Raw genomic sequence first — 21,789 nt, forward strand, 5'->3', positions numbered from 1 at the left:
CGAGATGACCCAAGGCGCCAACGACCAGCGTTCGCAGCTTGAAGCGCTCTATGCGGCGATGGCGCCTCAAGGGCTCCAGCCCTTGTGGGAGAATCTTCATGCGCTGGTCCTGACGGAACCGCGCTCGCCTGCCAAACCCTGGCGCTGGGACTACGAGGAAACGCGGGGCTTCCTGATGCGGGCCGGCGACATCATCAGTGCCGAGCAGGCCGAGCGCCGGGTGCTGATCATGGAGAACCCCGGTCTCGAAGGCCAGGCGGCGATCACACCCAGCCTCTATGCCGGGCTTCAGCTGATCCTGCCGGGCGAAGTGGCGCCCTGCCACCGCCACGCGCAGAACGCGCTGCGCTTCGTCATGGAAGGCAGCGGCGCTTTCACCGCGCTCGACGGAGAGAAAGCGGTGATGGAGCAGTTCGATCTGGTGCTGACGCCGGCCTACCAGTGGCACGATCACGGCAACGACTGCGCGGCCCCGATGATCTGGCTCGACGGTCTGGACATCCCGACCGTGCGCCTGTTCGATGCCAGCTTTGCGGAGCGCCTCGGCTCTGCGGCCCACCCCGAGACGGCCGCACCGGGCGACACGCTGGCGCGTTACGGCCACAACATGCGCCCGATGCGCGGCAGCGCGGCGGACCGGCGGCCGGCAGGACGACCGCTGTTCCACTATCCTTACGCCGACTGGCGGCCCGCGCTCCAGTCGCTCGTGGCCGGGGGCGAGATCGACCCGCACTTTGGCCACGCTCTGGAATTCACCAATCCCGCAGACGGCGGCCCGGTGCTTTCCACCATCTCCGCCCATGTCCGGCTGCTGCCCGCAGGTTTCGAGAGCCGCACCCGGCAGGCGACCGACGGTACTGTTTTCGTAGTCTGCGAAGGTACCGGCGAATTGCTGCTGGGAGAGGAAGCCATCGCTCTGAAGTCCAGGGACGTCTTCGTCGTGCCGTCCTGGGTGCCGCATCGTTTCATCGCGGCGTCCGAGCTGGTGCTGTTCGCCTATTCCGACAAAGCTTCGCAAGTGAAGCTCGATCTCTACCGGGAGTTCAACCATTGACCTATCTGTTCGACCCGCTGCCGCCCGTCATCGCGAAGACCAGCGACGGTCACGACTATCCGGTCCGCCGGGTGTTCTGCATCGGCCGCAACTATGCCGACCACGCCAAGGAAATGGGCGTCGAGGTTGACCGCGAGGCGCCGTTCTACTTCACCAAGTGGGCGGAGACCGTGATCCCCAGCGGGTCGGTCATGGCCTACCCGCCGTCGACCGCGAACTTCCATTACGAGGCCGAACTGGTCGTCGCCATCGGCAAGGGCGGGCGCAGCATCGCTGTTGCCGACGCTCTGGACCACGTCTACGGCTATGCCACCGGGCTCGACATGACCCGCCGCGATCTCCAGCTCGAAGCGCGGGCCAAGGGCCGCCCCTGGGACGCGGGCAAGAACGTGGAGGAATCCTCTCCGCTCGGCCTGATCCATCCGATCGCCGAAACCGGCCCGCTGAACGAAGGCGCGATCCGCCTGACGGTCAACGGCGAAGTCAAGCAGGAGGCAGACCTTGCCGAACTGATCCACCCGGTCGCGGACCTCATCGCCTTCCTCTCGAACGCCTACCGTCTTGAACCGGGCGACCTCATCTACACCGGCACCCCGGCGGGCGTGGGCGCCGTGGTGCCGGGCGACGAGATCGTCATCTCGGTAGCCGGCCTCAGCGATACCGTGGTGACGGTGGGACCGCCTGCCGGTGAGTAACCAGCTGGTCCTCCACACTTTCTGGCGGTCGTCCTCTTCGTGGCGCGTGCGCATAGCGCTCGCGCTCAAGGGCCTGGACTGGAGTGGGCGCACCTATCGGCTCCGTGCGGGCGAACAGCGCACGCCGGACTATCTGCGGCTCAACCCGCAGGGGCTTGTGCCCAGCCTGGAAGTCGGTGGTGCGGTGCTGACGCAGAGCCTGGCCATCTGCGAATATCTCGACGAGATCCGGCCCGATCCGCCGCTGCTTCCGGCAGGACCGCTGGAACGCGCGAAAGTCCGCGCCGCCGCGCAGCTCATCGCTTGCGAAGTGCATCCGCTCCAGAACCTGAAGGTGCTCGACATGCTGCGCGCGCGCGGGCTCGAAGAGGAAGCCGTGAACGGCTGGGCGCGCGAAGTGATCGAGACCGGGCTAGAAGCTTTCTCCGCAACGATTGCGGCGAACGAGGGGCCCTATTGCTTCGGCGCGCAGGTCACGCTGGCCGACATCTGCCTCGTGCCCCAGCTCGGCAATGCGCGGCGCTTTGGGGCACGGTTCGACTTCCCGCGGATCGTCGAAGTGGAAGCCGCCTGCAACGCGCTGCCTGCATTCCAGGTTGCCGTCCCGTCCCGCCAGCCGGACGCGGAGTAGTATCGATACCTTGGGGCGACCGCTCGATCTCCTCCTCCCGAGCCGGTTGCCCATGCGGCGGTGGACGCAAGTCCGCCGCCGCTTTTTTATCCGTTCTCCCGGGGTACGCAGCCGACAGAACTGCGCTCGATCACGGTGAAGTCCACGTAGCTGGCCTCCACCGTTGCACTCTTTCCGCCCTCCTCGCGCAGGATGTGTACAAGGCGCTCGGTGGCCTTTTCGGCAATCAGCGCAAGCGGCTGGCGCACGGTCGTCAGCGCAGGCCAGATCTTCACGGCGATCGGCGTATCGTCGAAGCCGATGATCGAGACATCGCCGGGCACCGAGAGGTTGTTGCGCAAGGCCACATTGACGAAGGCCGCAGCCATGTCGTCGTTACCGGCGATCACGGCCGTCACGCGGCGGTCCTCGATCAGGACGCGCTGTGCCAGGTCGAGCCCGGCATCGAACGTTGGCCGCGCTTCCCAGACCAGGCTCATGTCGGGAATGACGCTCTGCTCGCCGAGCGCGCGGAGGTAACCGCGCAGTCGCGACACGGCGACCAGTGCGCCGGGCAGGGTGACGAAGCCGATCCGGCGGTGGCCCTTGCTCAGCAGGATCCGCGTCACTTCGTAGGCGGCCTGTTCGTCGTCGATCCGCACGCAGTCCATGTTTCGAAGATCGCCGCCGGGAGCCAGCGCGATCATCGCGGTATCGTGACGCTCCGGAATGCCTGCGGCACTGACCATTTCGCAGAGCGGAGGCGGCAGCAGCAGCCCGTCCAGCCCGGTTTTCAGGAAAGCTTCCACGCCGCCGACCGGATCGGCCAGGTCATAGGAGTTTATGATGAGCTGCGCGCCCAGCCGCGATGCGGCTTTGAGCGAGCCGACCAGAATCGCGCTGAGCAGGGCGCTTTCGGCATCGCTGTGGACCAGCCCGATCCGCAGCGTGGCGGCGCTGGCAAGCGCGCGCGCGGCGCTGTTCGGCGTGTAGTTGAGCGCTTTTACGGCCTTGAGCACGGCATCGCGCGTATCGGCATGGACCACCGGCCGGTTGTTCAGAACGTTGGAGACGGTCATCGTCGATACGCCGGCCAGTTCGGCCACTTCGGCGATCGTGGGGCCGCCGCCGCTGCGCCGTCGTTTTCGATGGGTCGTACCGCTTGTCATATCGCTCCTGTCATAGGTTCCGGCTGCAAATTGGCAAGGGTGGGCCCGACCAATGCGATAAAGGCCGAATTGTCCAACAACGGCGTTGACAATCCGGAAAACACGAGTAGTTTTAGCGCTAAATAATTGCTTGTCCATGCCTTTCGGGTCGCACCGCAGGGGCACTGCACGAACGGCGCCAGGCAAGAAAAGAATTCAGGGATGGGGAATATGCTGCAGACCGCGAAGGATGCCGCGCTGAGAATGGCGCCCGACATTAAGCCTCCCATGACGGATCCCGACAGCGGCAGCTGGCCTCCCGCGCGCGAAGCCTGGACTGCGGCGATTTTGCTCATGCTCGCCTACACCCTGGCTTTCGTCGATCGCCAGGCGCTGGCACTGCTTGTCCAACCCATCAAGGAAGACCTCGGCGCTTCCGACACGGCGATGAGCCTGCTCTACGGGTTGAGCTTTACCCTGTTCTACGTGATTGTCGGTATCCCCGTGGCCTGGCTGGCTGATCGGTCCAACCGCCGCAATATCATCGTCGTGTCGATCTTCGTCTGGAGTCTTGCCACCGCGGCCTGTGGCATGACCCGCAGCTATGGCGGCCTCTTCGCCGCGCGTGTCGCGGTGGGAACCGGGGAGGGCGGACTGAGCCCCGCCGCCCACTCGATCCTGGCGGACTACTTTCCTAAGAACCGGCTGGCCCTGGCCATGGGGGTCTACAACATGGGCGTCTACCTCGGCGGAGCGGGTGCCTTGATCCTGGGCGGGCTGATCGCCAGCGCGGTGCCGCCGTCCTCGGAGATCGCCATACCGGTGCTGGGGACGATGAAGGGCTGGCACATCATCTTTCTGGCTCTGGGTATTCCCGGTGCGCTGCTGTCATTGGCGATGATGCTCGTGCGCGAACCTACCCGTCGCGGTGGCGGCCAGAAGGTCGCGGAGCCGGTCGGCGGCGAGAAGTCCGGCCGGAACGGGAACCCAAGTGCCAACATCGGCCAACTGTTCGGCCAGATCTCCACCCATGGCCGCGCCTATTCCGGCATCATCGTCGGCTTCGCGCTGATGATCTTTGTGGGCAACGGCACCGGCGCGTGGATACCAGCCTTCCTCGAACGGTCCTACGACATGTCTATCGCGCAGATCGGCTCGGCCTACGGCTGGATGGTCTTCTTCTGCGGCACGAGCGGAGCGCTCTGCGGCGGCTTCGCCGGGTCCTGGCTGCAAAGGCGAGGCGTGCCGAACGGCAATCTGCTGGCCGCGGTGATCGGGTTCACCGCACTCATTCCCCTGACGATCGGCTTTCCGCTGATGCCCACGGCGGGCCTCGCGCTGGCGGGCGTAGGCGGCATGAACTTCTTTGCCGGCTTCAACTTCGGCGGCGGGTTGGCCACGCTCCAGTCGCTGACCCCCAACCGCATGCGGGCGCAAGTCTCGGTGATCTACATGCTGGCGATCAATCTCATCGGCTCGACGCTGGGGCCGACCTCGGTGGCGCTCGTGACGGACCTGGTCTTCGCCGACCCGTCGCGCCTGGGCCTGTCGATCTCGATCGTCTGCGCGGTGGCCTCGCCGCTGGCGTTGGCGGCGCTGCTGTTTGGCATGTCAGGACTGCCACGCGGCGAACCCGCTTGATCTGGTGCGCAGGCCGGATACTCCGAGCGCGCGCGGGATCGATAACGACTTTGCCATTCTCGCCATTCCAAGGAGCGGAAAATATGCGGACTTCACGATTTGCTCTGGCGCTTGCGCTGTCCGCAGCCGGTTTCGCCATGCTGAACCCCGTTACACCGAGCGCCAAAGAGGTGCCCTTGATGACTCCAGAGGAAGCGCGGACCCGCGCGGACGGCCTTCTCGCGCGCATGACCCTTGAAGAAAAGGTCGGGCAGCTCGTTCAGTACTTCGACTTCGGCGGCGCCACCGTGGCGGGGGCAGATACCACGGGCGTCGATCTCGACGCGGCGGTGGCGAAAAGCGAGGTCGGCTCCATGCTCTTCGTCACCGACCCGGCACGGATCAATCAATTGCAACGGGTCGCGGTCACGAAGACCCGTCTGAAAATACCTCTGCTGTTCGGTTTCGACGTCATTCACGGCCTTCGCACGATCATGCCGGTGCCGATCGGCGTGGCGGCCTCCTGGGATCCGGACATCGCCGAGAAGGGGCAGGCGGTCGCCGCTGCCGAAGCCCGCGCCGTTGGTCTTCATTGGACTTTCGCGCCGATGGTGGACATCACTCTGGACCCGCGGTGGGGGCGCATGGTGGAAGGCGCCGGGGAAGACCCGGTGCTCGGCGCGGCCATGGCTACGGCGCAAGTGCGAGGTTTCCAGGGTTCCGGCATCGGTGCTCCGGGCCACGTCATTGCCGGGCCGAAACACTTCGTGGGCTACGGCGCATCGCTGGGCGGTCGTGACTACGACGAGGTCGACCTTTCGGAAAACCAGCTTCGCAACACCTACCTGCCGCCGTTCAAGGCCGCGATCGATGCCGGTGCCGGCAATATCATGAGCGCCTACATGGGACTGAACGGCGTTCCGGCGGCGGCAAACCGCTGGCTTCTGACGGATGTTCTGCGCAAGGAGTGGGGGTTCAAGGGCTTCGTGGTAAGCGATGCCAACGGCGTCAACTCGCTGGAGCCGCAGGGCATGGCCGCCGACCAGAAGCAGGCGGCCGTGCGGGCACTTCAGGCGGGAATGGATCTCGCCATGTCGGTTCCCAGCGGTCCATCCCCGATGCTTTCGCTGATCGAGGCCGTCCGCAAGGGCGAGCTTGACGAGCATGCGCTCGACGAACCCGTCCGCCGGCTGCTCGAAGCCAAGTTCCGGATGGGCTTGTTCGAAAATCCCTATGTCGATCCGGCAAAGGCCGCCAAGGTTCTGGACGATCCCGAGCATCGCCGGGTCGCGCGTCTGGCAGCGGAGCGTTCGGCGGTGCTGCTGGCCAATGCCGGGGGACTTCTGCCTCTGGACCGCAAGACCCTGAAGTCGATCGCGGTGCTGGGACCTCTGGCCGATTCAGGTCAGGATACGCTGGGGCCATGGGTCTTCCCGGCCAACGGGCCAAAGGCGGTCAGCATATTGGAAGGGCTGCGCGCGAAGCTCGGGAAGGCGGTGAAAATCGATTATGCGACCGGCGTGACATGGCCGACGCGCAAGAACCGATCTTTCTTCGATGACATCAACAAGCCCGCGTCGCACCCGGAAATCGACGAGAAGGCCGAGTTCGCCAAGGCGCTCGAACTGGTGCGCGCATCCGACGTCACGGTCATGGTGCTGGGCGAACCGCAGAACATGGAAGGCGAGGCGGCATCGCGATCCGATCTGTCGTTACCGGGACGGCAGCAGAACCTGCTGGAAGCGGCGATCGCCACCGGCAAGCCGGTCGTCGTGGTGCTGATGGGGGCAAGGCCCTTCAACCTTGCGGAGGCACGGCCCGGCGCTTTGCTGGAGGCCTGGTATCCCGGCAGCGAGGGTGGCACTGCCGTCGCCAACCTCTTGGTCGGCGATGCGGTGCCGGGGGGTAAGCTGCCGTTCAGCTGGATACGCAGCGCGGCGCAGGCGCCTTACACTTATGCCTATTTGCCCTCCCATCAGCCTGCCGGGGCCAATTCGCGCTATTGGAACGAGGACAACCTTCCTACCTGGCCGTTCGGTTTCGGGCTAAGCTACACCAGCTTCGCCTACAGTGACGTGAAAGCCGATCGGGTTACCCTCAAGCCGGGAGAGGCGGTCACCGTTTCGTTCACCCTCACGAACACCGGGAAGCGCGAGGGCGACGAAGTGGCACAGCTCTACATCCATCAGCGAACGGGAACGTCGTCGCGTCCGGTCCGCCAGCTCAAGAAGTTTGCGCGAGTTATGCTGCAGCCAGGCGAAAGCCGCCGGATGCAATTCACGCTAAATGCAGACGATCTTCGATACTGGAGCGAGGTGACGAAGAGCTGGATTCAGGACGTGAGTACCTTCGACGTCTGGGTAGGCGGAAACTCACAAGCTGACGCTACGACGCGCTTTACTGTGGTGGAGTGATCGAGCGGGTTGTCGCTTGACAGTCCTATAGTCAACACAACCCGATTACAGTGTGAGAAACTTCAATGCCGTTTACTGCCACTCCATATGTCGCCTCACTGCTGAGGCTACGCGCCCCGCACGACTTTGCCAAATCCACGTGCACGCGATCAACGCCTCGACCTTCCTCGGCAAGGCATCCCTGTTCGCTCTCGACGTCGCCAAAGTCGCCATGAACGGCGAAAACGAATATCTCGAAAGCGCCGGTAAATATCTGGTGCAGCCCCTTCCCGATGCCTACAAGCCGTCCACTCCGATCTTCGAGTGCGAGGGCCTGCTGGCCAAGATGCGGAAGAGCGGCGGCGAATGAAAGCGCGAGAGATACATAAAGATCACCGGCCTGCGCGGGAGCAGGCAACTACCACGACCGGCATGACCTGGATCGATGCTGGCGCATTTACAATGGGTTCAGAGCGTTTCTATCCGGAGGAAGCGCCGTCTCGCCGGGTCTCGGTGAACGGCTTCTGGATCGATACCACGCCCGTCACTAATCGTCAGTTCGCAGCTTTCGTTGAAGCGACCGGATATACCACCGTTGCCGAGATCGCCCCTGATCCCAAGGACTATCCGGGCATGATGCCTGGCCTGAACCGCGCCGGATCGCTGGTATTTCATAAGACCTCCACACCAGTAGACACGTCCAATCCCGGCAATTGGTGGCGCTTCGAGTTCGGGGCCGACTGGCGCCATCCACTTGGTCCTGACAGTGATGTCGATAGCCTTGACCTATGGAATCATCCCGTCGTGCAGGTCGCCTACGCGGACGTCGATGCCTATGCGCGGTGGGCAGGCAAAGACCTGCCGACGGAGGCGGAGTTCGAATTTGCCGCACGCGGGGGGCTGGATGACGCCGACTATGCTTGGGGCGACGAACTAGCGCCAGGCGGCGTGATGATGGCGAATTACTGGCAGGGTCTGTTCCCATTCGCCAACCAGATGCTTGACGGATGGGAACGTACGTCTCCTGTCGGCACATACCCTGCCAACGGCTACGGCCTGTTCGACATGGTCGGCAACACCTGGGAGTGGACCTCGGACTGGTGGAGCGAAAAGCCGGGTGTGCCGAAGAAGAAAGCCGGTCAGTCGTGCTGTACCGTCAGCAACCCGCGCGGCGGCAAGCTGAAGGACAGCTTCGACCCCGATCAGCCCCAGGTGCGCATTGGCCGCAAGGTATTGAAAGGCGGATCGCACCTGTGCGCGGCGAACTACTGCCAGCGCTACCGCCCCGCTGCGCGCCATCCCGAGATGATCGACACCGCGACCTCCCACATCGGTTTTCGTTGCGTACTTCGCTCAGCGACATAAACGTTGGCGAACATCCGACCAATCACGGCCGGTCGCGGTTCTATGGTTGTTCAGAATTATTCGCAATTCAATGAACCAAGGGCAGCAATCGGGGAACCGAAATGACGTGCTCTAGGTCCGCTCTGTCGGCGGGAACGATGATTGAGCCGGTTGGTCCCAGCGTGTGCCTAGACTTGCTTTTTGCAAACGTGCGACCTGCAAAGAGGCCCTTAAAAAGCGATGCGCATTTATTAGATCAGGCTTCTGCTTGTTTCAATCGTCAGTCAAACGATGCGTTGCGTTAAGGCATGTAATTTGAAAATGTGCGCCACGTGTCGAAGAGACGAGTCCCAGTTCGCCACCGTAAGCCTGCAATAGTGAACGGGCGATGGGCAACCCCAGTCCTGTGCCGCCAAGTTCGCGTTTGCTGGTGAAAAACGGCAGGAAAATGCGTTGGCGGTCCGCGTCGGGAATGCCTGGACCGTCGTCGATCAAATCGACGGCAACCATGCCCGGCCCGTCACGTAACGAGATTTCCAGGTGCCTGGCGCCTGCTTGTCGGGCGTTTTCGACCAGAGTGGTCAGCACGGCTTCCAGTGTGTCGCCGTCGATGCAAATCTCTGGTTCCTTTTCCGGCAAATTTACGGAAATCGCGAAGTCTTTGCTGGATAGTCCATCGGCGACGGCGAGGAGCAAGGCACGCGGAAGAATGCGGGCGTCCGTCGTTCCCACCAATACGTCGGCACGGGCCAGTTCCATCAATCGCCCCACAAGGCGCGACAGGCGCCGGGCATCCGCAGCCATGTTTGCAAGGAACCGTTTGCTTTCTGCGGGTGACATCTGGGCACCATGATCCTGAAGCAGTTCGATGGCACCGGATATTCCGGCCAGCGGCGTCTTGAACTCGTGGCTGACCGAGGAAGCGAAATCGCGTAGGTAGCGTGAACGTTTTTCGATGGCATCGGCCATCTGCTCGAAGTCTTCGTAGAGCGCGCGGATCTCGACGACCTGCAAGGTCGGTTGCCGGGCAGAGACGCGCTGGCCCGAGGCAAGTGCGCGCGTTGCGCGGCTCAACCCTTCTATGGGGCGCACGATGGCGCGCGACAGCACCGCCGAGAGCATCAAGAGCATTGCGAAGATCGCTGCCAACCCCAACGCGATCTTGCCCCGGTCCTCGTAGATGCCGAGGGCCAGGGCACGCGGCGAACGCGAAACCAACAGCAAGCCCACGACTTTGCCGTCCACCACGATGGGCCGTGCATGATGCAGGCGGATGTTGGCGGCGCGGCTCAGCCAGTCGAGTGCTTGCCTGGCTGGATAACCGGCGTTCTCGCGCAGTACGGTCGTAGGCACGCCATCAAGCGCGGCGCGGACTTCCGGCAGCGCGGCCAGACTGCCACCGGCCTCGGGTCCGTTGAGCAGGATGCCCTGCCGGTCCAGTATCAGGATCGAGGCCAGGGTCGTCACCTTGGTTTCCTGAAAAGCCGGCATCATACGCCAGGCCAGAGCTAAGGCGGCGGGATCGGGGTGGCCTGCGACGGAATCTGCGCGTGGGCGGGGCGGCAGGACCGGGGAGGAGCGCAAGTCCACTTCGGTCATCCGGTCGTTATAGCGTTCGGGCACGGTGGGAGGTGCGGTGGGTAGGGTAATCCCGCCGCCGACGACGGCTGCGCTGGCGGCAAGAGCGGCGCCTTGCGCCACGAGTTCCGCCTCGGTTCGCCGGACCAGCGCATTTTCGTAAATGCGCAGGAAGATCGCCCCGAACCCTGGCAGCGCGGCGACGAACAGCAGCGTTCCCAGCAGGATCGTACGCAGGCGCAGGATCGGCCAATGCCAGGCGACGATGGCCTTGATTCGTTTCCAAAACCTGCGGATCATCCCTCTGGCGCGGAGCCCGAGCAGGTGCCGAGGCGGTATCCGATCCCTGCGCGGGTCTCGACTAGGTCGTTGGCACCGACTTCGGCGAATTTGCGGCGCAAATTGCGAACGTGGCTGTCGATCGTCCTGTCGGTCAGTGCGAAGCCGGGGCCGCGTAGGCGGTCGATGATCTGGTCCCGGGAGAAGATACGCGTCGGGCCGGCGAGAAGAGTGCGAAGGATGGTGAACTCGGTAGCAGTCAGGCCCACCTCATGGCCATGCCACTGGGCGGTCCAGCTTTCCGGATCGAGACTCAACAGGCCGTGCCGCAGCACTGCGGCCGTTTCGGCAGGCCCAACGGGTGAGGCATTGCGCGGACAGGTGCGGCGCAGGATCGCCATCGAGCGGGCAACGACTTCGCGCGGCGAGAAGGGCTTTACCACATAATCGTCACCGCCCAGTTCGATGCCCAGCACCCGGTCGATCTCGTCGTCGCGCGAGGAGAGGAAAAAGATCGGCACTTCGCTAGTCGCCCGCAGGCGGCGGCAGACTTCCAATCCGTCCATACGCGGCATGTTGATGTCGAGGATCACCAGATCGGGATTATGTCGCTCGACTTTTGCCAGTGCTTCCTCGCCATCGCCGGCTTCGATGGTGTCGACGCCGGCCTTGCCGAAGGCGAAGACGAGCAACTGGCGGATATGGGGATCGTCGTCGACGAGAAGGATCGTGGCGGGCATGGCAGATATGTTCATTTCCTCAAGGTCCATGTCAACGCGGCGCGGTAGCCTGCGGTGGGAATTGAGTCTGTGGGGCTGGCGATGGGGCAGTAGGCGGCGACGGGGGAGCAACCTCGGGGATCAGCGATCCATCGCATCCGCGTTCGCCGTCGCCAAGGTCAACGGGTGGCAGCGCCTCAGCAAGCGCTTCGGCCTGTTCGCGGCGGCGAGCGTGGAGCAGGCCTCCGTAGATGCCATAACCCTCTGTCGCTTGCACCCGTACGGCATGCACGCGCTGGCGGAAATTGAAGCCGAGATCGCGGCGCCGCTCGAGTTCGAGCAGAGGAAGCAGGGCGGATTCGCCCTGTTGGCCAAGATAGCACAAGTCCAGTGCGGCGCCGGTGCCGCCGACCTCGCGGGCATGACGGACGTTCCAGTAGGCCGGCAGCGTGCCGAGGTCCAAAAAGCAGATCGCGGTCAGCACTATCGCCGTTGCCGCGAGATTGACGTTGACCAGCCAGGCCGAACTGCGATCGCGCAGCAGTCGCCAGCAGATCGTGGCGAGACCGAAGCCGACCAGCAGCATCCACACGAGAGCCGCGATGCGAAGACGGGTGAGCGAATAGGCCTCTACGTAGTCGAACGTGCGCTGGATCGACGATGCGACAAGCACGATGTTCTGGGCGATCCACAAAGTGACGAGCCGCCGGATCACCGGCGAACGCGCGCTCTCTGACCCCGGACGCAGCGCGACCAGCAAGAACAATGCCGCCAGCAATGCGGTGGCGATCAGTGGATAGGCGCCGTGATGGGCATAATCGGCCAGCGTCATGCCATCCGGCAGGGTAGCAGTACCCCAGAGATAGGCTGCATCGAGCGAATTCTGCACCGCGAAGATCGCGTTGAAGGCAACCAGCGAGATCGTAATCGATGCCGGCGAAACCCCCGGCAGGCCGAGATCGCCGCGCCCGTCGAACAATGCCAGGGGGCGTTTCAGCAGGCTGGGGCGCAGCAGGCTCCACAGCATTGCGAAGAACAGCGTCCAGAGCATCGCGCGGGGCACCATGGCCATGACGGTTGTATCGATCGACAGCAGCGAAGATACCGTTTGCGCCAATATGGGATTGGCAGCGCAGAACAGCGTCACGATCACCGCGCCGCCGACCAGTGGCAACGTCAACAGGGAGGCCGTCCGGCGTAGGCCGAAACGTCTGCCGTGCCCGGCGGCATGGACCTTCGCCATGCGTCGCAAGTCGATCAGGGGACGGAGCGGTGCGTGCAGACCTTGCCAGAACAGGCGCTGCGCCCAGCGCCAGCTATCGTCGAACCGATCGGTTTGAGGAAGCAATGTGGCCATTCCCGCTGCAAGCCAGAAAAGCGTCCAGGACAGCAAGCCGGGATCCCAGGCAAGCGCGAGCGCGAAAACCGTCCCGGCAAGGGTCGCCAACTGGCCGGCCCTGCTGTGCCGTACCGCCGACCTTCCTGCCAGCAAGCCGCCCAGGAGGGCGAGTGCGAGAATACCCGGCACGCCATTAGGCGGGGCGCTGCGATGGACAAGCCAGTCTCCTGCACAGGCGAAGACCAGTCCTATCGCCAGTTTCCATCGGAAGCTTGCGCCCGGAAGGGCGGCGGCGAATTGCATTTGCGTATCTCCCTGAATGACGGGAGTTATCATGCAGCGCGGGCGGCGCAGTTTATCGTGACTTCGCGATGAATTGTTAGCGCAGGGCCTGTGCAGAAACCGTGCAGGAAATGGAAAGTCGGCAGTAAATCCGCCGTTTTTTTTGGTCGCGTCGGCTCAACTGAAATGCAGGCGCTGAAACTGCGCTCTTGGTCCTCTTGTATTGCTGCAATTCCGAGAACTATGTGTTCTCTATCAATACAGTGGAGAAAACACATGCGCTTTCGTGTGGTCCTGTCCTTCCCCTTGATGTCGGGCCTCATGCTCTCGGGCTGCGGTGGTGCGAAACCTGCAGGCGATGCCGGGTACGAGGACATTGCGTCGAACGCCGACAGCGGCGAGCGTTACGATGGCAAGGAGGTCAGCCCGATCCACCGTGTTGCGAGCGATCCTGTTTCAACGTTCGCAATCGATGTGGACACCGGTTCCTACACCAATGTGCGGCGCATGTTGATGGCCGGCCAACCGGTTCCGGCCGAAGCTGTTCGGACCGAGGAGATGATCAACTATTTTCGCTATGACTATCCGCTGCCCGTGGACCGGGCCACGCCCTTCAGCGTTACTACCGATGTTTTTACGACGCCGTGGAACCCGCAGACCAGGCTCTTGCGCATCGGGCTGCGCGGTTACGACGTAGCCCGGTCCGAGCGGCCGGCGGCGAACCTTGTGTTCATGGTCGATGTGTCTGGTTCCATGGATGAGCCGGACAAGCTGCCGCTGGTCAAGCAGGCGCTGTCGGTCCTGGCCGATGGGCTTCGGGGAGACGACAGCATTTCCATCATCACCTATTCGGGGTCCGTGGAGGCGCTGGTTGAAGGCAGCCACGATCCCGCAGAGATAAAGGCGGCGCTGTCCGGGTTGCAGGCGGGGGGCGGCACTGCGGGCGGTCCTGCATTGTCGATGGCCTATGACCTTGCCCGCGCGCATCGCATTTCCGGCGGAATCAACCGGATCGTGATGGCGACCGATGGAGACTTCAACGTCGGCCTGTCCGACCAAAAGGGGCTTGAGGACATGGTTCGGCAGAACAGGGAGGACGGCATCACGCTGACCGCGCTCGGCTTCGGGCAGGGCAATTACAACGATGCGATGATGGAAGCGGTGGCCGACCTGGGCAACGGAAACCACGCCTACATCGACAATGCCATGGAGGCGCGCAAGGTTCTGGGCGAAGAACTTTCCTCCACGCTGTTCACTATCGCCAAGGACGTGAAAGTGCAGGTCGAGTTTAATCCGGCGGTGGTCAGCGAATACCGCCTGATCGGGTACGAGAACCGGGCACTGCGTGAGGAGGATTTCGCCGACGACAAGGTGGATGCAGGCGAGATCGGGGCTGGGCATCAGGTTACGGCGATCTACGAGATTGTGCCGGCCGGCCAGCAGGGGTGGTTGCCCCCGCGCAAATACGCCGCGAACGCGGTCGGGACGCATGCGCAGTCTGATGATGTATCCGAGGCGGCAAACGTCCGTCTCCGTTACAAGCTTCCCGATGGAACGCGGAGCCGACTTATTGATGTGCCGGTGACCGCCAGCCGTGTCTTAATGGCAACGGCGCCGACGGGCGACGCTGCATTCGCCATCGCGGTTGCCGCATTCGGGCAAAAACTGCGGGGTGATACTCGGCTGGGAAACTTTGACTACGCTGATATCGCGCGCGTTGCGGGTCATCAGACAAATTATTGGCGAAGCGAATTTGTGGAACTGACCAACTTGGCGGCGGGCAGCCAGAAGCAAGCTACGACTGATCAAGCGCAATGAGAATGAATTATTGTACGTTGAAGTCTCTGTTGTTCCTTATTTTGAGAGATGGAAGCCACAGCCACAGCCGCTGGCCGCTGGCCGCTGGCCGCTGGGAGCAGGCAAGAGCAGCCGACAGGAGATGAACATATGTCTACTTTGCGGGACGGTGCCGAAGGTAGTCGTGGCAGCTATGTCGGCGGAGTAGGGCAGGGGGCACCACCGGCAGGTCGCGATCCTTCCCGGCCATTCAGCCTCCGATCTTCAGTTCCCAGGTGCGGACCAGCTCCTTTCCCGGCAGGTGCGGGTCCGAATCAAGTCGTTCGCCAGAACCGGTGCGAAAGTCCGAATCAGAGGGAAACCGCTATTGTGGGAGAGACAAGCCCCCCAGCTTATCTCGGCCGGTAGAATGGCCGCTTTGGAGACTATGTACTCTCGGCGGAGCGGGAGGCCTTTGGTTTCGTGACTCCTGTCGACCTGATCCTGTATTGCATCAATGAGAAGTGTAGCCACCATCGACCGGCATCGAAACCCCAAGCACAAAGCTCGCGCCGGGACTGCACAGCCAGAGCACGGCTGCAGCAATCTCCTCTGCCTCGCCGAGACGGGCGATCGGCTGGTTCTTCATGATGTCAGCCATTGCATCGGCTTCGTTCTCCAGCATTTTGGCGACCATCGGCGTGTTGATCGTGCCGGGGCAGACTGCATTGATGCGGATGCCACGCGGCGCATATTCGAGCGCCGCGCTCTTGGTGAGGCCGATCACGCCGTGCTTTGAGGCATGATAGGCCGCCCGGCCCGGAAGCCCGCGCAGGCCTCCAAGGGAGGAGCAGTTTACGATGCCCCCGCTGCCCTGTTCCCGCATGTGGCGAAGCTCGTGCTTCATGCAGGCCCACACTCCGCGAAGGTTGATATCATTCACCCGGTCGAACTGGCTCGCAGGTTCATCCGCCGCGTCGGTCGGCGGCGCCTGGATGCCAGCATTGTTGTAGGCCATGTCGAGGCGCCCGTAGGTGGCGATCGCCTGATCGACCATGGCCGCGACCTGAACCTCATCCGACACGTCGCAGGTCACGGCGAGCGCCTTGTGCCTGGCGGACAGGAGGCTGTCCGTCGCCTTCGCCAGAGTTTCCGGGTTGATGTCGGCCAGAACCACCGAAGCGCCGCTTTCGGCAAACGCCTTGGCGGTTGCGAAGCCCATGCCAGCCGACGCGCCGGTGACGAGAGCTAATGATGAAGCTCTCAGCCCCGCCGAGAACACCGCGCCCGAGCAGCAAGATCGCGACTGACACCAGCGGCTTGGATACGAAAGCGATCGAGGCAAGATAAAGCAGGCCGGCAGACGCTGCACCCACGAGCCCGGTGATAACTGCACGCTTGGCGCCATGGTGGTCGGCATGCGAGCCGGCCCACAACCGCGAGAACAGCGAAGCGGCGAACTGGCTGCCCGCCACCAGACCGACGACGAAGGAGCTGAAACCTAGTGCGTGATGCACATGTATCGGCAGCACCGGCAGGGCCAGCCCGATGATCAGGAAGCCAGCCAGAACTGCTGCCATGATCGGCAGCAGCACCTGTGCCGGTGACAGATGCACCGGCGGGTTAGCGGTCATGGTCGACATCCCAACCTCACGACACCTGGGCGGTCGGGCGGAATAGGATCTCGTTCAGCGCGACCTCTTCGGGCTGTGCAATCGCAAACGAAACCAGCCGCGCAAAGGCATCGGCCGGCAGGGCGGTCTCATAGCCCTTGCGCATGCCCTCAGCGACCGTCGGGTCAGTGATGGTGTCCCTCAATTCAGTGGCGACCGCGCCAGGCGAGATGATGGTGCTGCGGATATTATGCTGCGCCACCTCCTGCCGGAGGCCTTCGGAGATCACCCGCACCGCATGCTTGGTCGCCGCATAGACCGAGCCGCCGGGATTGACCTTGTGGCCGGCCACCGACGCAACGTTGATGATGTGGCCGCTTTTGCGCGCGATCATGTGCGGAAGAGCGGCAGCAATGCCGTAGAGGACGCCCTTGATGTTGACGTCGACCATGCGGCCCCACTCGTTGACCTTCAGCAGTTCGAGATAGGAGCTCGGCATCAGGCCAGCATTGTTGAGGATGACGTCGATCTGGCCGTGCAGCGACACCGCGCGGTCGACCAGCGCTTGAACGTCGCTGCGGTTGGTCACATCGGTGACGAGGAAACCCTCATCACCGATGCCAATCTCGGTCGCGAGCGCCCTTAGCCGATCAGCGCGACGTGCGCCGATGACGACTTTCGCGCCCTGTGAGGCGAGCAGACGGGCCGCGGCCTCGCCGAGCCCGCTGCTCGCGCCGGTGATGACGATTACCTTGTCCTGGATGTTTTCTGCCATGAGATACCTCACACGTCAGGCCCGTAGCCGGGCTTCTTGTAGATCTGCGACGACTTGAAGCGGATCTCGGGGTTGTAGACGTCATCGATCCAGTCTGCCGGGGCGACATCCTCGACGGAGACCGATATCGCGCTTTCCGGGATGCCATTACTCATCAGCGCCGCGGCTACATCGTTAGCGATGAGCTGCTTCTGATCTTTGCTCCGGCCGGTGAACATTTTGACCGTGACATGTGGCATGATCAGTCGGCCTCACCGGCGAGGTATTCCTCATCGGTCACCTTCTCCATCCAGGTTACGTTTTTGCCATCGAGCATTTCCTGGATGGCGATATGGGTCATGCCCTCGTGCGGCGTCGCACCGTGCCAGTGCTTCTGGTCGTGCGGGCACCACATGATATCGCCAGCCCGGAACTCCAGCTTCGGTCCACCCTCGACCTGGGTCCAGCCCACGCCTTCGGTGACAATCAGCGTCTGACCGAGGGGATGGGTGTGCCAGGCGGACCGGGCGCCGGGCTCGAAATGGACGATACCGCCGCTGATGCGCGAGGGTGCCTCGCGACGGAACTGCCCGGTGATCGTCACCCTGCCAGTGAAATATTGTTCAGGGGCGTCGATAGTCTTTTGGTCTTCGCTACGATCGATAATCATCTGCTGCTCCATGTTTCGGGGGCCGCATCGCGTGGACCGCGTCGTGGTTCGCAGTCGAAGGTCGGAAGCCCGGCCATCCGGCTTGAGCATCTATTTAAACCGTGGGCCTTTCAGCAACTATGCTCTAAAGTTGGCATGGACTGATAAGGAATGCTCATTAATGATCCGCGAGAATCTCAACGACCTTCAGGTGTTTCTCATCATTGCCAGAGAGAAGAGCTTCACGCGTGCGGCTGCCAAACTGGGCGTGTCGCAATCGGCTCTGAGTCACACCATCCGGGCGCTGGAAGAGCGCATGGATGTACGGCTGCTTACCCGCACCACCCGCAGTGTCTCGCCAACAGAGGCAGGCGCACGACTCATCGCCGGCATAGGACCCAGTTTCGAGCATATAGAAATGGAGCTCAGCGCGCTGAGTGAGATGCGCGCAAAGCCCGCTGGCACTATTCGTCTGACGACGGCCGAGCATCCGGCTCAGGCCCACCTTCTGCCGGCATTAAGTCGATTGCTGCCTGACTATCCCGACATCAAGGTCGAGATCACCGTCAACTACGGTCTGTCAGATATCGTCGCAGACGGTTTTGATGCCGGCATACGTATGAATGATCAGGTCGCCAAAGACATGATCTCAGTACCGATCGCGCCGATGGCGACAATGGCGGTGGTCGGATCACCCGCCTATTTTGAGCGGCATTCGTTCCCTGTGACGCCACAGGATCTCACCGACCATGTCTGCATCAACCTGCGCACGCCGACACATGGAGGGCTATATGTTTGGGAGTTTGACCGTGATGGTGAGACGGTGAACGTGCGTGTCGACGGTCAGGTCATCGCGAACAACGGGTGGATAATTTACGAAGCCGCGCTGCACGGGCTCGGTCTTGCCTATCTCAATTTGAACATGGTTAAGGGCGATATCGAGGCTGGCCGTCTGGTCCATGTATTGGCCGATTGGTGCGAGCCATTCCCTGGTTACCACCTATTCTACCCCAGTCGCCGTCAACCATCGCCAGCTTTCAAACTGCTGCTCGCCGCCCTGCAAAAGGGGCGGGCTAGATAATCCAGCGAACGCCCGGTGTCGCCGAAATCGGACATTGCGGCTCATGTTCGGAACGGCAGAAACGTCCAGGTGGCGGCGTTCGTTCTCGGCCAAACCGACCCTTATGAGACACTCAGAGATCAAAGCTTGATCCCTTGTTGCGGAAGGTCCGCTATCCCATCAGGTGTCGACCAAACCCTGTCTTCGCAAATTGGATTGGTGAACGGCGGCTTGTGACAGGAGGGCGAGGGCCACGGATCAATCCCTTGCGTCGTCCACCTTGATAACGCTTGTATCAGCCCACTCGAGCGAGCGCCCATCGGACGCGCGTAAGGTCAAGGGTGCGACAGGCTCGCAGTCGAGAGTATCAACCAGCGAAGAGTGGTGCTCGGTCGGGCCGTAAAGTTGCGTTTCGCCCCATTGCCGCAAGGCTGCCACGACGATGTGCAGCGCCTGCCCTTTGGTGGTCAGGACATACTCCCGATAGGCGCTGCCGTCCGATGCCGGCCTTAATTCGAAGATTCCTCGCTCGACAAGAGTTCGGAGGCGGCTGGCAAGCATGCCTTTCGCGATGCCCAAGCTGGATTGGAACGCGGTGAACCGTCGGACGCCTTCCAAGGCGTCCCGGATGATCAACAGTGACCACCAATCCCCGATAACATCGAGCGAACGCGCCACCGGGCAGGAAGAGTGATCGAGGCTGACGCGCTTCACCATGGGGTGGCTCCGAAGTGGTTCGTATTTCGAACTGGATTGGCGCCGCATACTGGTCTCAATATGAGACCATGCATAGAGACATCGTAGTTCCTTCGTCGGTCTTGCCCCAGCCGCTCGCAACCACAACCACGACAATCATGGCCGTCGCTGCCGGATTGGCCGTCGCCAACGTCTATCTTGTGCAGCCTTTACTCGACCTCATCGGCGCGAGCCTTTCCATGACGGCGGCAAGTCTCGGGCTAGCGGTGACACTCACCCAGACAGGTTACGCGATCGGGCTGATTCTCCTCGTGCCGATGGGAGATGTGATGGACCGGCGGCGACTGATCGTCGTCCAAACAGGCCTGTCAGCATTGGCTCTCGCTGGCGTTGCCATTTCGGGCTCGCAGATGATGTTCCTGATGACACTCGCGGCGGTTGGGGTGCTGGCGGTGACGGTTCAGTCATTGGTGGCATTCGCCGGTGCGCTTGCCCCGCCCGATCGGCGCGGTGCTGTCGTTGGCAAGGTAACGGGAGGCATCATCATCGGGATTCTCGCCGCGCGCGCCGTTTCGGGCAGCGTCAGCGACTGGCTGGGCTGGCGCGCAGTCTACGGAATCTCTGCAGTCATGTGCTTGGCTGCGACGCTAGTGCTGAGCGCAGCGCTGCCGCGTGACACAAGGCATTCCCCGCGCGGTGACTATCGTGCGATTCTCCGATCGCTTCCGGCACTGTTGCGGCGCGATCGAGTGCTCCAGTTTCGCGCCGCCTTGGCCTTCGTCGTTTTCGCTGCGTTCAGCACATTCTGGACGCCGCTGGTGCTTGCGCTGACGGCGCCGCCCTTCAAGCTTTCCCATAGCCACATAGGCTTGTTCGGATTGGTCGGCATCGCCGGGGCCATAGGCGCCCGAGGAGCAGGCCGACTGGTCGATCGAGGACAGGCGCACTGGGTGACCGGAGCAGCCCTGCCGCTGTTGTGCTTGTCATGGGGGTTCATCATGCTGCTGCCCCTATCGCTTGGGTGGCTTGCTGCCGGGATCACCCTCCTCGACCTTGCCGTGCAAGCGGTTCACGTAACGAACCAGACACTGATTGTCGGCAGGCATCCGGACGCCACCGGCCGGATCATCGCTGGGTACATGGTGTTCTACTCCGCTGGGAGCGGGGCCGGCGCCGCAGTATCGACATACGTCTACAGTCTATGGGGCTGGGGCGGGGTTTGCTTGACGGGCTTCTGCATCAGCCTCGCCGGGTTGGCGCTCTGGTCCTGCGTCGCTGCGACCGCTTCCAACCAAATCAGACGTCGCCGCATTCTGCGCAAATGACGGCTCGATCCCCACGATCCCGGCGAACCGACCCTTTGTCGCCGTTCAGGAGCCGGTTCTGGAATCCCAGGTACAGACAGTCTGCTTAGGTAGCTCGCGACCAACTTAAGCCGCTCCGCGGCGCGCGCGTGAGAGGCCGCGCTCGCCGAACGAAACATCGCGGCCCGCATCCCGTCAAAGAAAAACCGAAAGGTTCTTATCCCGCACGATGCCGTGCTCTATCGCCAGCGCCACAAGATCGAAATCATGTTCGGCAGGCTATAGGACTGGCGCCGTATCCACACTCGCTACGATCGATGCGCGCGCACCTTCATGTCCGCCATCTGCATCGCGGCAACCTTCATCTTCTGGATCGATCAATGAGTCCTGAGCTTAGATGACGCGTTACCCGATCTGGCGTGGAGCTTTTACAATCGGCTGCTGGTCGATTTTGTCGCTTCGCCAGCGCATGAGGAGGTCGTCTCCGCCGCGATCATCTTTGTGATGGACACCGATGATCCACGGTGCTCTCGGCAGCCTCATGCACCGAAGAATTTTCCATCCATGAGCATTCTCAAACGAAATCTAACGGTGCTTGGTGAACAGTTCTTGAGACGTAATCTTTGCTACTTTGTGTGCATATGTCTCTGCGAATGAAACAAATTCAACAGGCGCATACGGTCTAAACCAAAAGAGTACTCTTTTTACGAGCGCCTTCCATCTATGTTTTTAAGGACGATTTTTAGGAGCTTGTGTGTGCCGCGATTCCGCGATCCTCGATAGAGATGTCCGCTAAAAACAAAGGGAGAGGCGCGGCTGCTCCCAATGATTTGCGCGAGTGCCCGCAGGAGCCATCTCAAGATAGCACCTGTCCGC

At 62.4% G+C, this 21,789-nt stretch carries 19 protein-coding genes and 1 pseudogene; 10 read left to right on the forward strand and 10 right to left on the reverse strand.

What is annotated here, in order from left to right; genetic code table 11:
- The first annotated feature begins 4 nt into the window (after positions 1-4).
- The 3 genes from gtdA to maiA are packed head-to-tail and all read left to right on the forward strand — an operon-like array spanning position 5 to position 2,380.
- The gene (gene gtdA / locus V7066_RS14735) at positions 5-1,054 is read left to right on the forward strand and encodes a gentisate 1,2-dioxygenase (RefSeq protein ID WP_334183797.1); all 1,050 of its coding nucleotides are present in this window, start codon (positions 5-7) and stop codon (positions 1,052-1,054) included.
- The gene (locus tag V7066_RS14740; protein WP_334183798.1) at positions 1,051-1,749 is read left to right on the forward strand and encodes a fumarylacetoacetate hydrolase family protein; all 699 of its coding nucleotides are present in this window, start codon (positions 1,051-1,053) and stop codon (positions 1,747-1,749) included. Before gtdA ends, V7066_RS14740 begins: the two co-directional genes overlap by 4 nt.
- Positions 1,742-2,380: a maleylacetoacetate isomerase gene (maiA, locus tag V7066_RS14745; RefSeq protein WP_334183799.1), complete on the forward strand. Its 639-nt coding sequence runs from the start codon at positions 1,742-1,744 to the stop codon at positions 2,378-2,380. Before V7066_RS14740 ends, maiA begins: the two co-directional genes overlap by 8 nt.
- An 86-nt stretch (positions 2,381-2,466) precedes the next feature.
- Here maiA and V7066_RS14750 read toward each other — a convergent pair whose 3' ends face one another.
- Complete coding sequence (locus V7066_RS14750; RefSeq protein WP_334183800.1) at positions 2,467-3,528, reverse strand: LacI family DNA-binding transcriptional regulator; 1,062 nt, start codon at positions 3,526-3,528, stop codon at positions 2,467-2,469.
- 210 nt (positions 3,529-3,738) lie between these two features.
- On the opposite strand from V7066_RS14750, the gene V7066_RS14755 reads away from it, so the two are divergent.
- The 4 genes from V7066_RS14755 to V7066_RS14770 all read left to right on the forward strand — a co-directional run bounded on the left by V7066_RS14755 (position 3,739) and on the right by V7066_RS14770 (position 8,885).
- Positions 3,739-5,148 carry an MFS transporter gene (locus V7066_RS14755; protein ID WP_334183801.1) on the forward strand — a complete coding sequence of 470 codons (1,410 nt, stop codon included), beginning with the start codon at positions 3,739-3,741 and terminating at the stop codon, positions 5,146-5,148.
- Positions 5,149-5,231: 83 nt separating this feature from the next.
- Entirely contained in the window at positions 5,232-7,541 is a 2,310-nt protein-coding gene (locus tag V7066_RS14760) for a glycoside hydrolase family 3 N-terminal domain-containing protein (protein ID WP_334183802.1), read from the forward strand.
- 139 nt (positions 7,542-7,680) lie between these two features.
- Positions 7,681-7,890 (forward strand): hypothetical protein, encoded by a 210-nt coding sequence (locus V7066_RS14765; RefSeq protein ID WP_334183803.1) that lies wholly within the window; start codon positions 7,681-7,683, stop codon positions 7,888-7,890.
- A gap of 62 nt (positions 7,891-7,952) precedes the next feature.
- Positions 7,953-8,885, forward strand: a complete 933-nt coding sequence (locus V7066_RS14770) for a formylglycine-generating enzyme family protein (protein WP_334183804.1) — start codon at positions 7,953-7,955, stop codon at positions 8,883-8,885.
- Positions 8,886-9,137: 252 nt separating this feature from the next.
- On the opposite strand, the gene V7066_RS14775 is transcribed toward V7066_RS14770, so the two are convergent.
- From V7066_RS14775 to V7066_RS14785, 3 genes are read right to left on the reverse strand one after another with little or no spacing between them, the layout of a single operon-like run.
- Positions 9,138-10,742: a sensor histidine kinase gene (locus V7066_RS14775; RefSeq protein ID WP_334183805.1), complete on the reverse strand. Its 1,605-nt coding sequence runs from the start codon at positions 10,740-10,742 to the stop codon at positions 9,138-9,140.
- On the reverse strand, positions 10,739-11,476 hold the full coding sequence (locus tag V7066_RS14780) for a response regulator transcription factor (protein ID WP_334183806.1): 738 nt from the start codon (positions 11,474-11,476) through the stop codon (positions 10,739-10,741). Before V7066_RS14780 ends, V7066_RS14775 begins: the two co-directional genes overlap by 4 nt.
- A gap of 16 nt (positions 11,477-11,492) precedes the next feature.
- On the reverse strand, positions 11,493-13,082 hold the full coding sequence (locus V7066_RS14785; protein WP_334183807.1) for a DUF4153 domain-containing protein: 1,590 nt from the start codon (positions 13,080-13,082) through the stop codon (positions 11,493-11,495).
- Positions 13,083-13,337: 255 nt separating this feature from the next.
- Between V7066_RS14785 and V7066_RS14790 the strand changes: the two genes are divergently transcribed.
- Entirely contained in the window at positions 13,338-14,879 is a 1,542-nt protein-coding gene (locus V7066_RS14790) for a vWA domain-containing protein (RefSeq protein WP_334183808.1), read from the forward strand.
- Positions 14,880-15,351: 472 nt separating this feature from the next.
- Here the strand turns inward: V7066_RS14790 and V7066_RS14795 are convergent, their stop codons facing one another.
- The 5 genes and pseudogenes from V7066_RS14795 to V7066_RS14815 all read right to left on the reverse strand — a co-directional run bounded on the left by V7066_RS14795 (position 15,352) and on the right by V7066_RS14815 (position 17,874).
- Positions 15,352-16,059, reverse strand: a complete 708-nt coding sequence (locus V7066_RS14795) for an SDR family NAD(P)-dependent oxidoreductase (RefSeq protein ID WP_334183809.1) — start codon at positions 16,057-16,059, stop codon at positions 15,352-15,354.
- Positions 16,060-16,141: 82 nt separating this feature from the next.
- Positions 16,142-16,480, reverse strand: a pseudogene (locus V7066_RS14800) (hypothetical protein); the annotation flags it as partial.
- 7 nt (positions 16,481-16,487) lie between these two features.
- Positions 16,488-17,225, reverse strand: coding sequence for an SDR family oxidoreductase (locus tag V7066_RS14805; protein ID WP_334183810.1), 738 nt, complete (start codon positions 17,223-17,225; stop codon positions 16,488-16,490).
- Between the two features lie 8 nt (positions 17,226-17,233).
- A complete protein-coding gene (locus V7066_RS14810; protein ID WP_334183811.1) occupies positions 17,234-17,464 on the reverse strand; it encodes a tautomerase family protein in 231 nt (76 codons plus the stop codon).
- 2 nt (positions 17,465-17,466) lie between these two features.
- The gene (locus V7066_RS14815; protein WP_334183812.1) at positions 17,467-17,874 is read right to left on the reverse strand and encodes a (R)-mandelonitrile lyase; all 408 of its coding nucleotides are present in this window, start codon (positions 17,872-17,874) and stop codon (positions 17,467-17,469) included.
- Between the two features lie 160 nt (positions 17,875-18,034).
- Between V7066_RS14815 and V7066_RS14820 the strand changes: the two genes are divergently transcribed.
- Positions 18,035-18,934 carry a LysR family transcriptional regulator gene (locus V7066_RS14820; RefSeq protein ID WP_334183813.1) on the forward strand — a complete coding sequence of 300 codons (900 nt, stop codon included), beginning with the start codon at positions 18,035-18,037 and terminating at the stop codon, positions 18,932-18,934.
- Positions 18,935-19,171: 237 nt separating this feature from the next.
- On the opposite strand, the gene V7066_RS14825 is transcribed toward V7066_RS14820, so the two are convergent.
- Positions 19,172-19,630 (reverse strand): winged helix-turn-helix transcriptional regulator, encoded by a 459-nt coding sequence (locus V7066_RS14825; protein ID WP_334183814.1) that lies wholly within the window; start codon positions 19,628-19,630, stop codon positions 19,172-19,174.
- Between the two features lie 137 nt (positions 19,631-19,767).
- Here V7066_RS14825 and V7066_RS14830 point away from each other — a divergent pair, with 137 nt between their 5' ends.
- The gene (locus V7066_RS14830; RefSeq protein WP_334183815.1) at positions 19,768-20,934 is read left to right on the forward strand and encodes an MFS transporter; all 1,167 of its coding nucleotides are present in this window, start codon (positions 19,768-19,770) and stop codon (positions 20,932-20,934) included.
- Positions 20,935-21,789 lie beyond the last annotated feature (855 nt).

This window comes from Novosphingobium sp., from assembly GCF_036820275.1.
GTDB lineage: Bacteria > Pseudomonadota > Alphaproteobacteria > Sphingomonadales > Sphingomonadaceae > Novosphingobium.

What these genes read in the sequence shown, in the direction of transcription:
- V7066_RS14810 (WP_334183811.1), bottom strand. Translation starts at nt 17,464, where the DNA reads ATGCCACATGTCACGGTCAAAATGTTCACCGGCCGGAGCAAAGATCAG.
- V7066_RS14795 (WP_334183809.1), bottom strand. Translation starts at nt 16,059, where the DNA reads ATGGGCTTCGCAACCGCCAAGGCGTTTGCCGAAAGCGGCGCTTCGGTG.
- V7066_RS14775 (WP_334183805.1), bottom strand. Translation starts at nt 10,742, where the DNA reads ATGATCCGCAGGTTTTGGAAACGAATCAAGGCCATCGTCGCCTGGCAT.
- V7066_RS14805 (WP_334183810.1), bottom strand. Translation starts at nt 17,225, where the DNA reads ATGGCAGAAAACATCCAGGACAAGGTAATCGTCATCACCGGCGCGAGC.
- V7066_RS14825 (WP_334183814.1), bottom strand. Translation starts at nt 19,630, where the DNA reads ATGGTGAAGCGCGTCAGCCTCGATCACTCTTCCTGCCCGGTGGCGCGT.
- V7066_RS14820 (WP_334183813.1), top strand. Translation starts at nt 18,035, where the DNA reads ATGATCCGCGAGAATCTCAACGACCTTCAGGTGTTTCTCATCATTGCC.
- V7066_RS14755 (WP_334183801.1), top strand. Translation starts at nt 3,739, where the DNA reads ATGCTGCAGACCGCGAAGGATGCCGCGCTGAGAATGGCGCCCGACATT.
- V7066_RS14780 (WP_334183806.1), bottom strand. Translation starts at nt 11,476, where the DNA reads ATGAACATATCTGCCATGCCCGCCACGATCCTTCTCGTCGACGACGAT.
- gtdA (WP_334183797.1), top strand. Translation starts at nt 5, where the DNA reads ATGACCCAAGGCGCCAACGACCAGCGTTCGCAGCTTGAAGCGCTCTAT.
- V7066_RS14760 (WP_334183802.1), top strand. Translation starts at nt 5,232, where the DNA reads ATGCGGACTTCACGATTTGCTCTGGCGCTTGCGCTGTCCGCAGCCGGT.
- V7066_RS14785 (WP_334183807.1), bottom strand. Translation starts at nt 13,082, where the DNA reads ATGCAATTCGCCGCCGCCCTTCCGGGCGCAAGCTTCCGATGGAAACTG.
- V7066_RS14790 (WP_334183808.1), top strand. Translation starts at nt 13,338, where the DNA reads ATGCGCTTTCGTGTGGTCCTGTCCTTCCCCTTGATGTCGGGCCTCATG.
- V7066_RS14815 (WP_334183812.1), bottom strand. Translation starts at nt 17,874, where the DNA reads ATGATTATCGATCGTAGCGAAGACCAAAAGACTATCGACGCCCCTGAA.
- V7066_RS14750 (WP_334183800.1), bottom strand. Translation starts at nt 3,528, where the DNA reads ATGACAAGCGGTACGACCCATCGAAAACGACGGCGCAGCGGCGGCGGC.
- V7066_RS14770 (WP_334183804.1), top strand. Translation starts at nt 7,953, where the DNA reads ATGACCTGGATCGATGCTGGCGCATTTACAATGGGTTCAGAGCGTTTC.
- V7066_RS14830 (WP_334183815.1), top strand. Translation starts at nt 19,768, where the DNA reads ATGGCCGTCGCTGCCGGATTGGCCGTCGCCAACGTCTATCTTGTGCAG.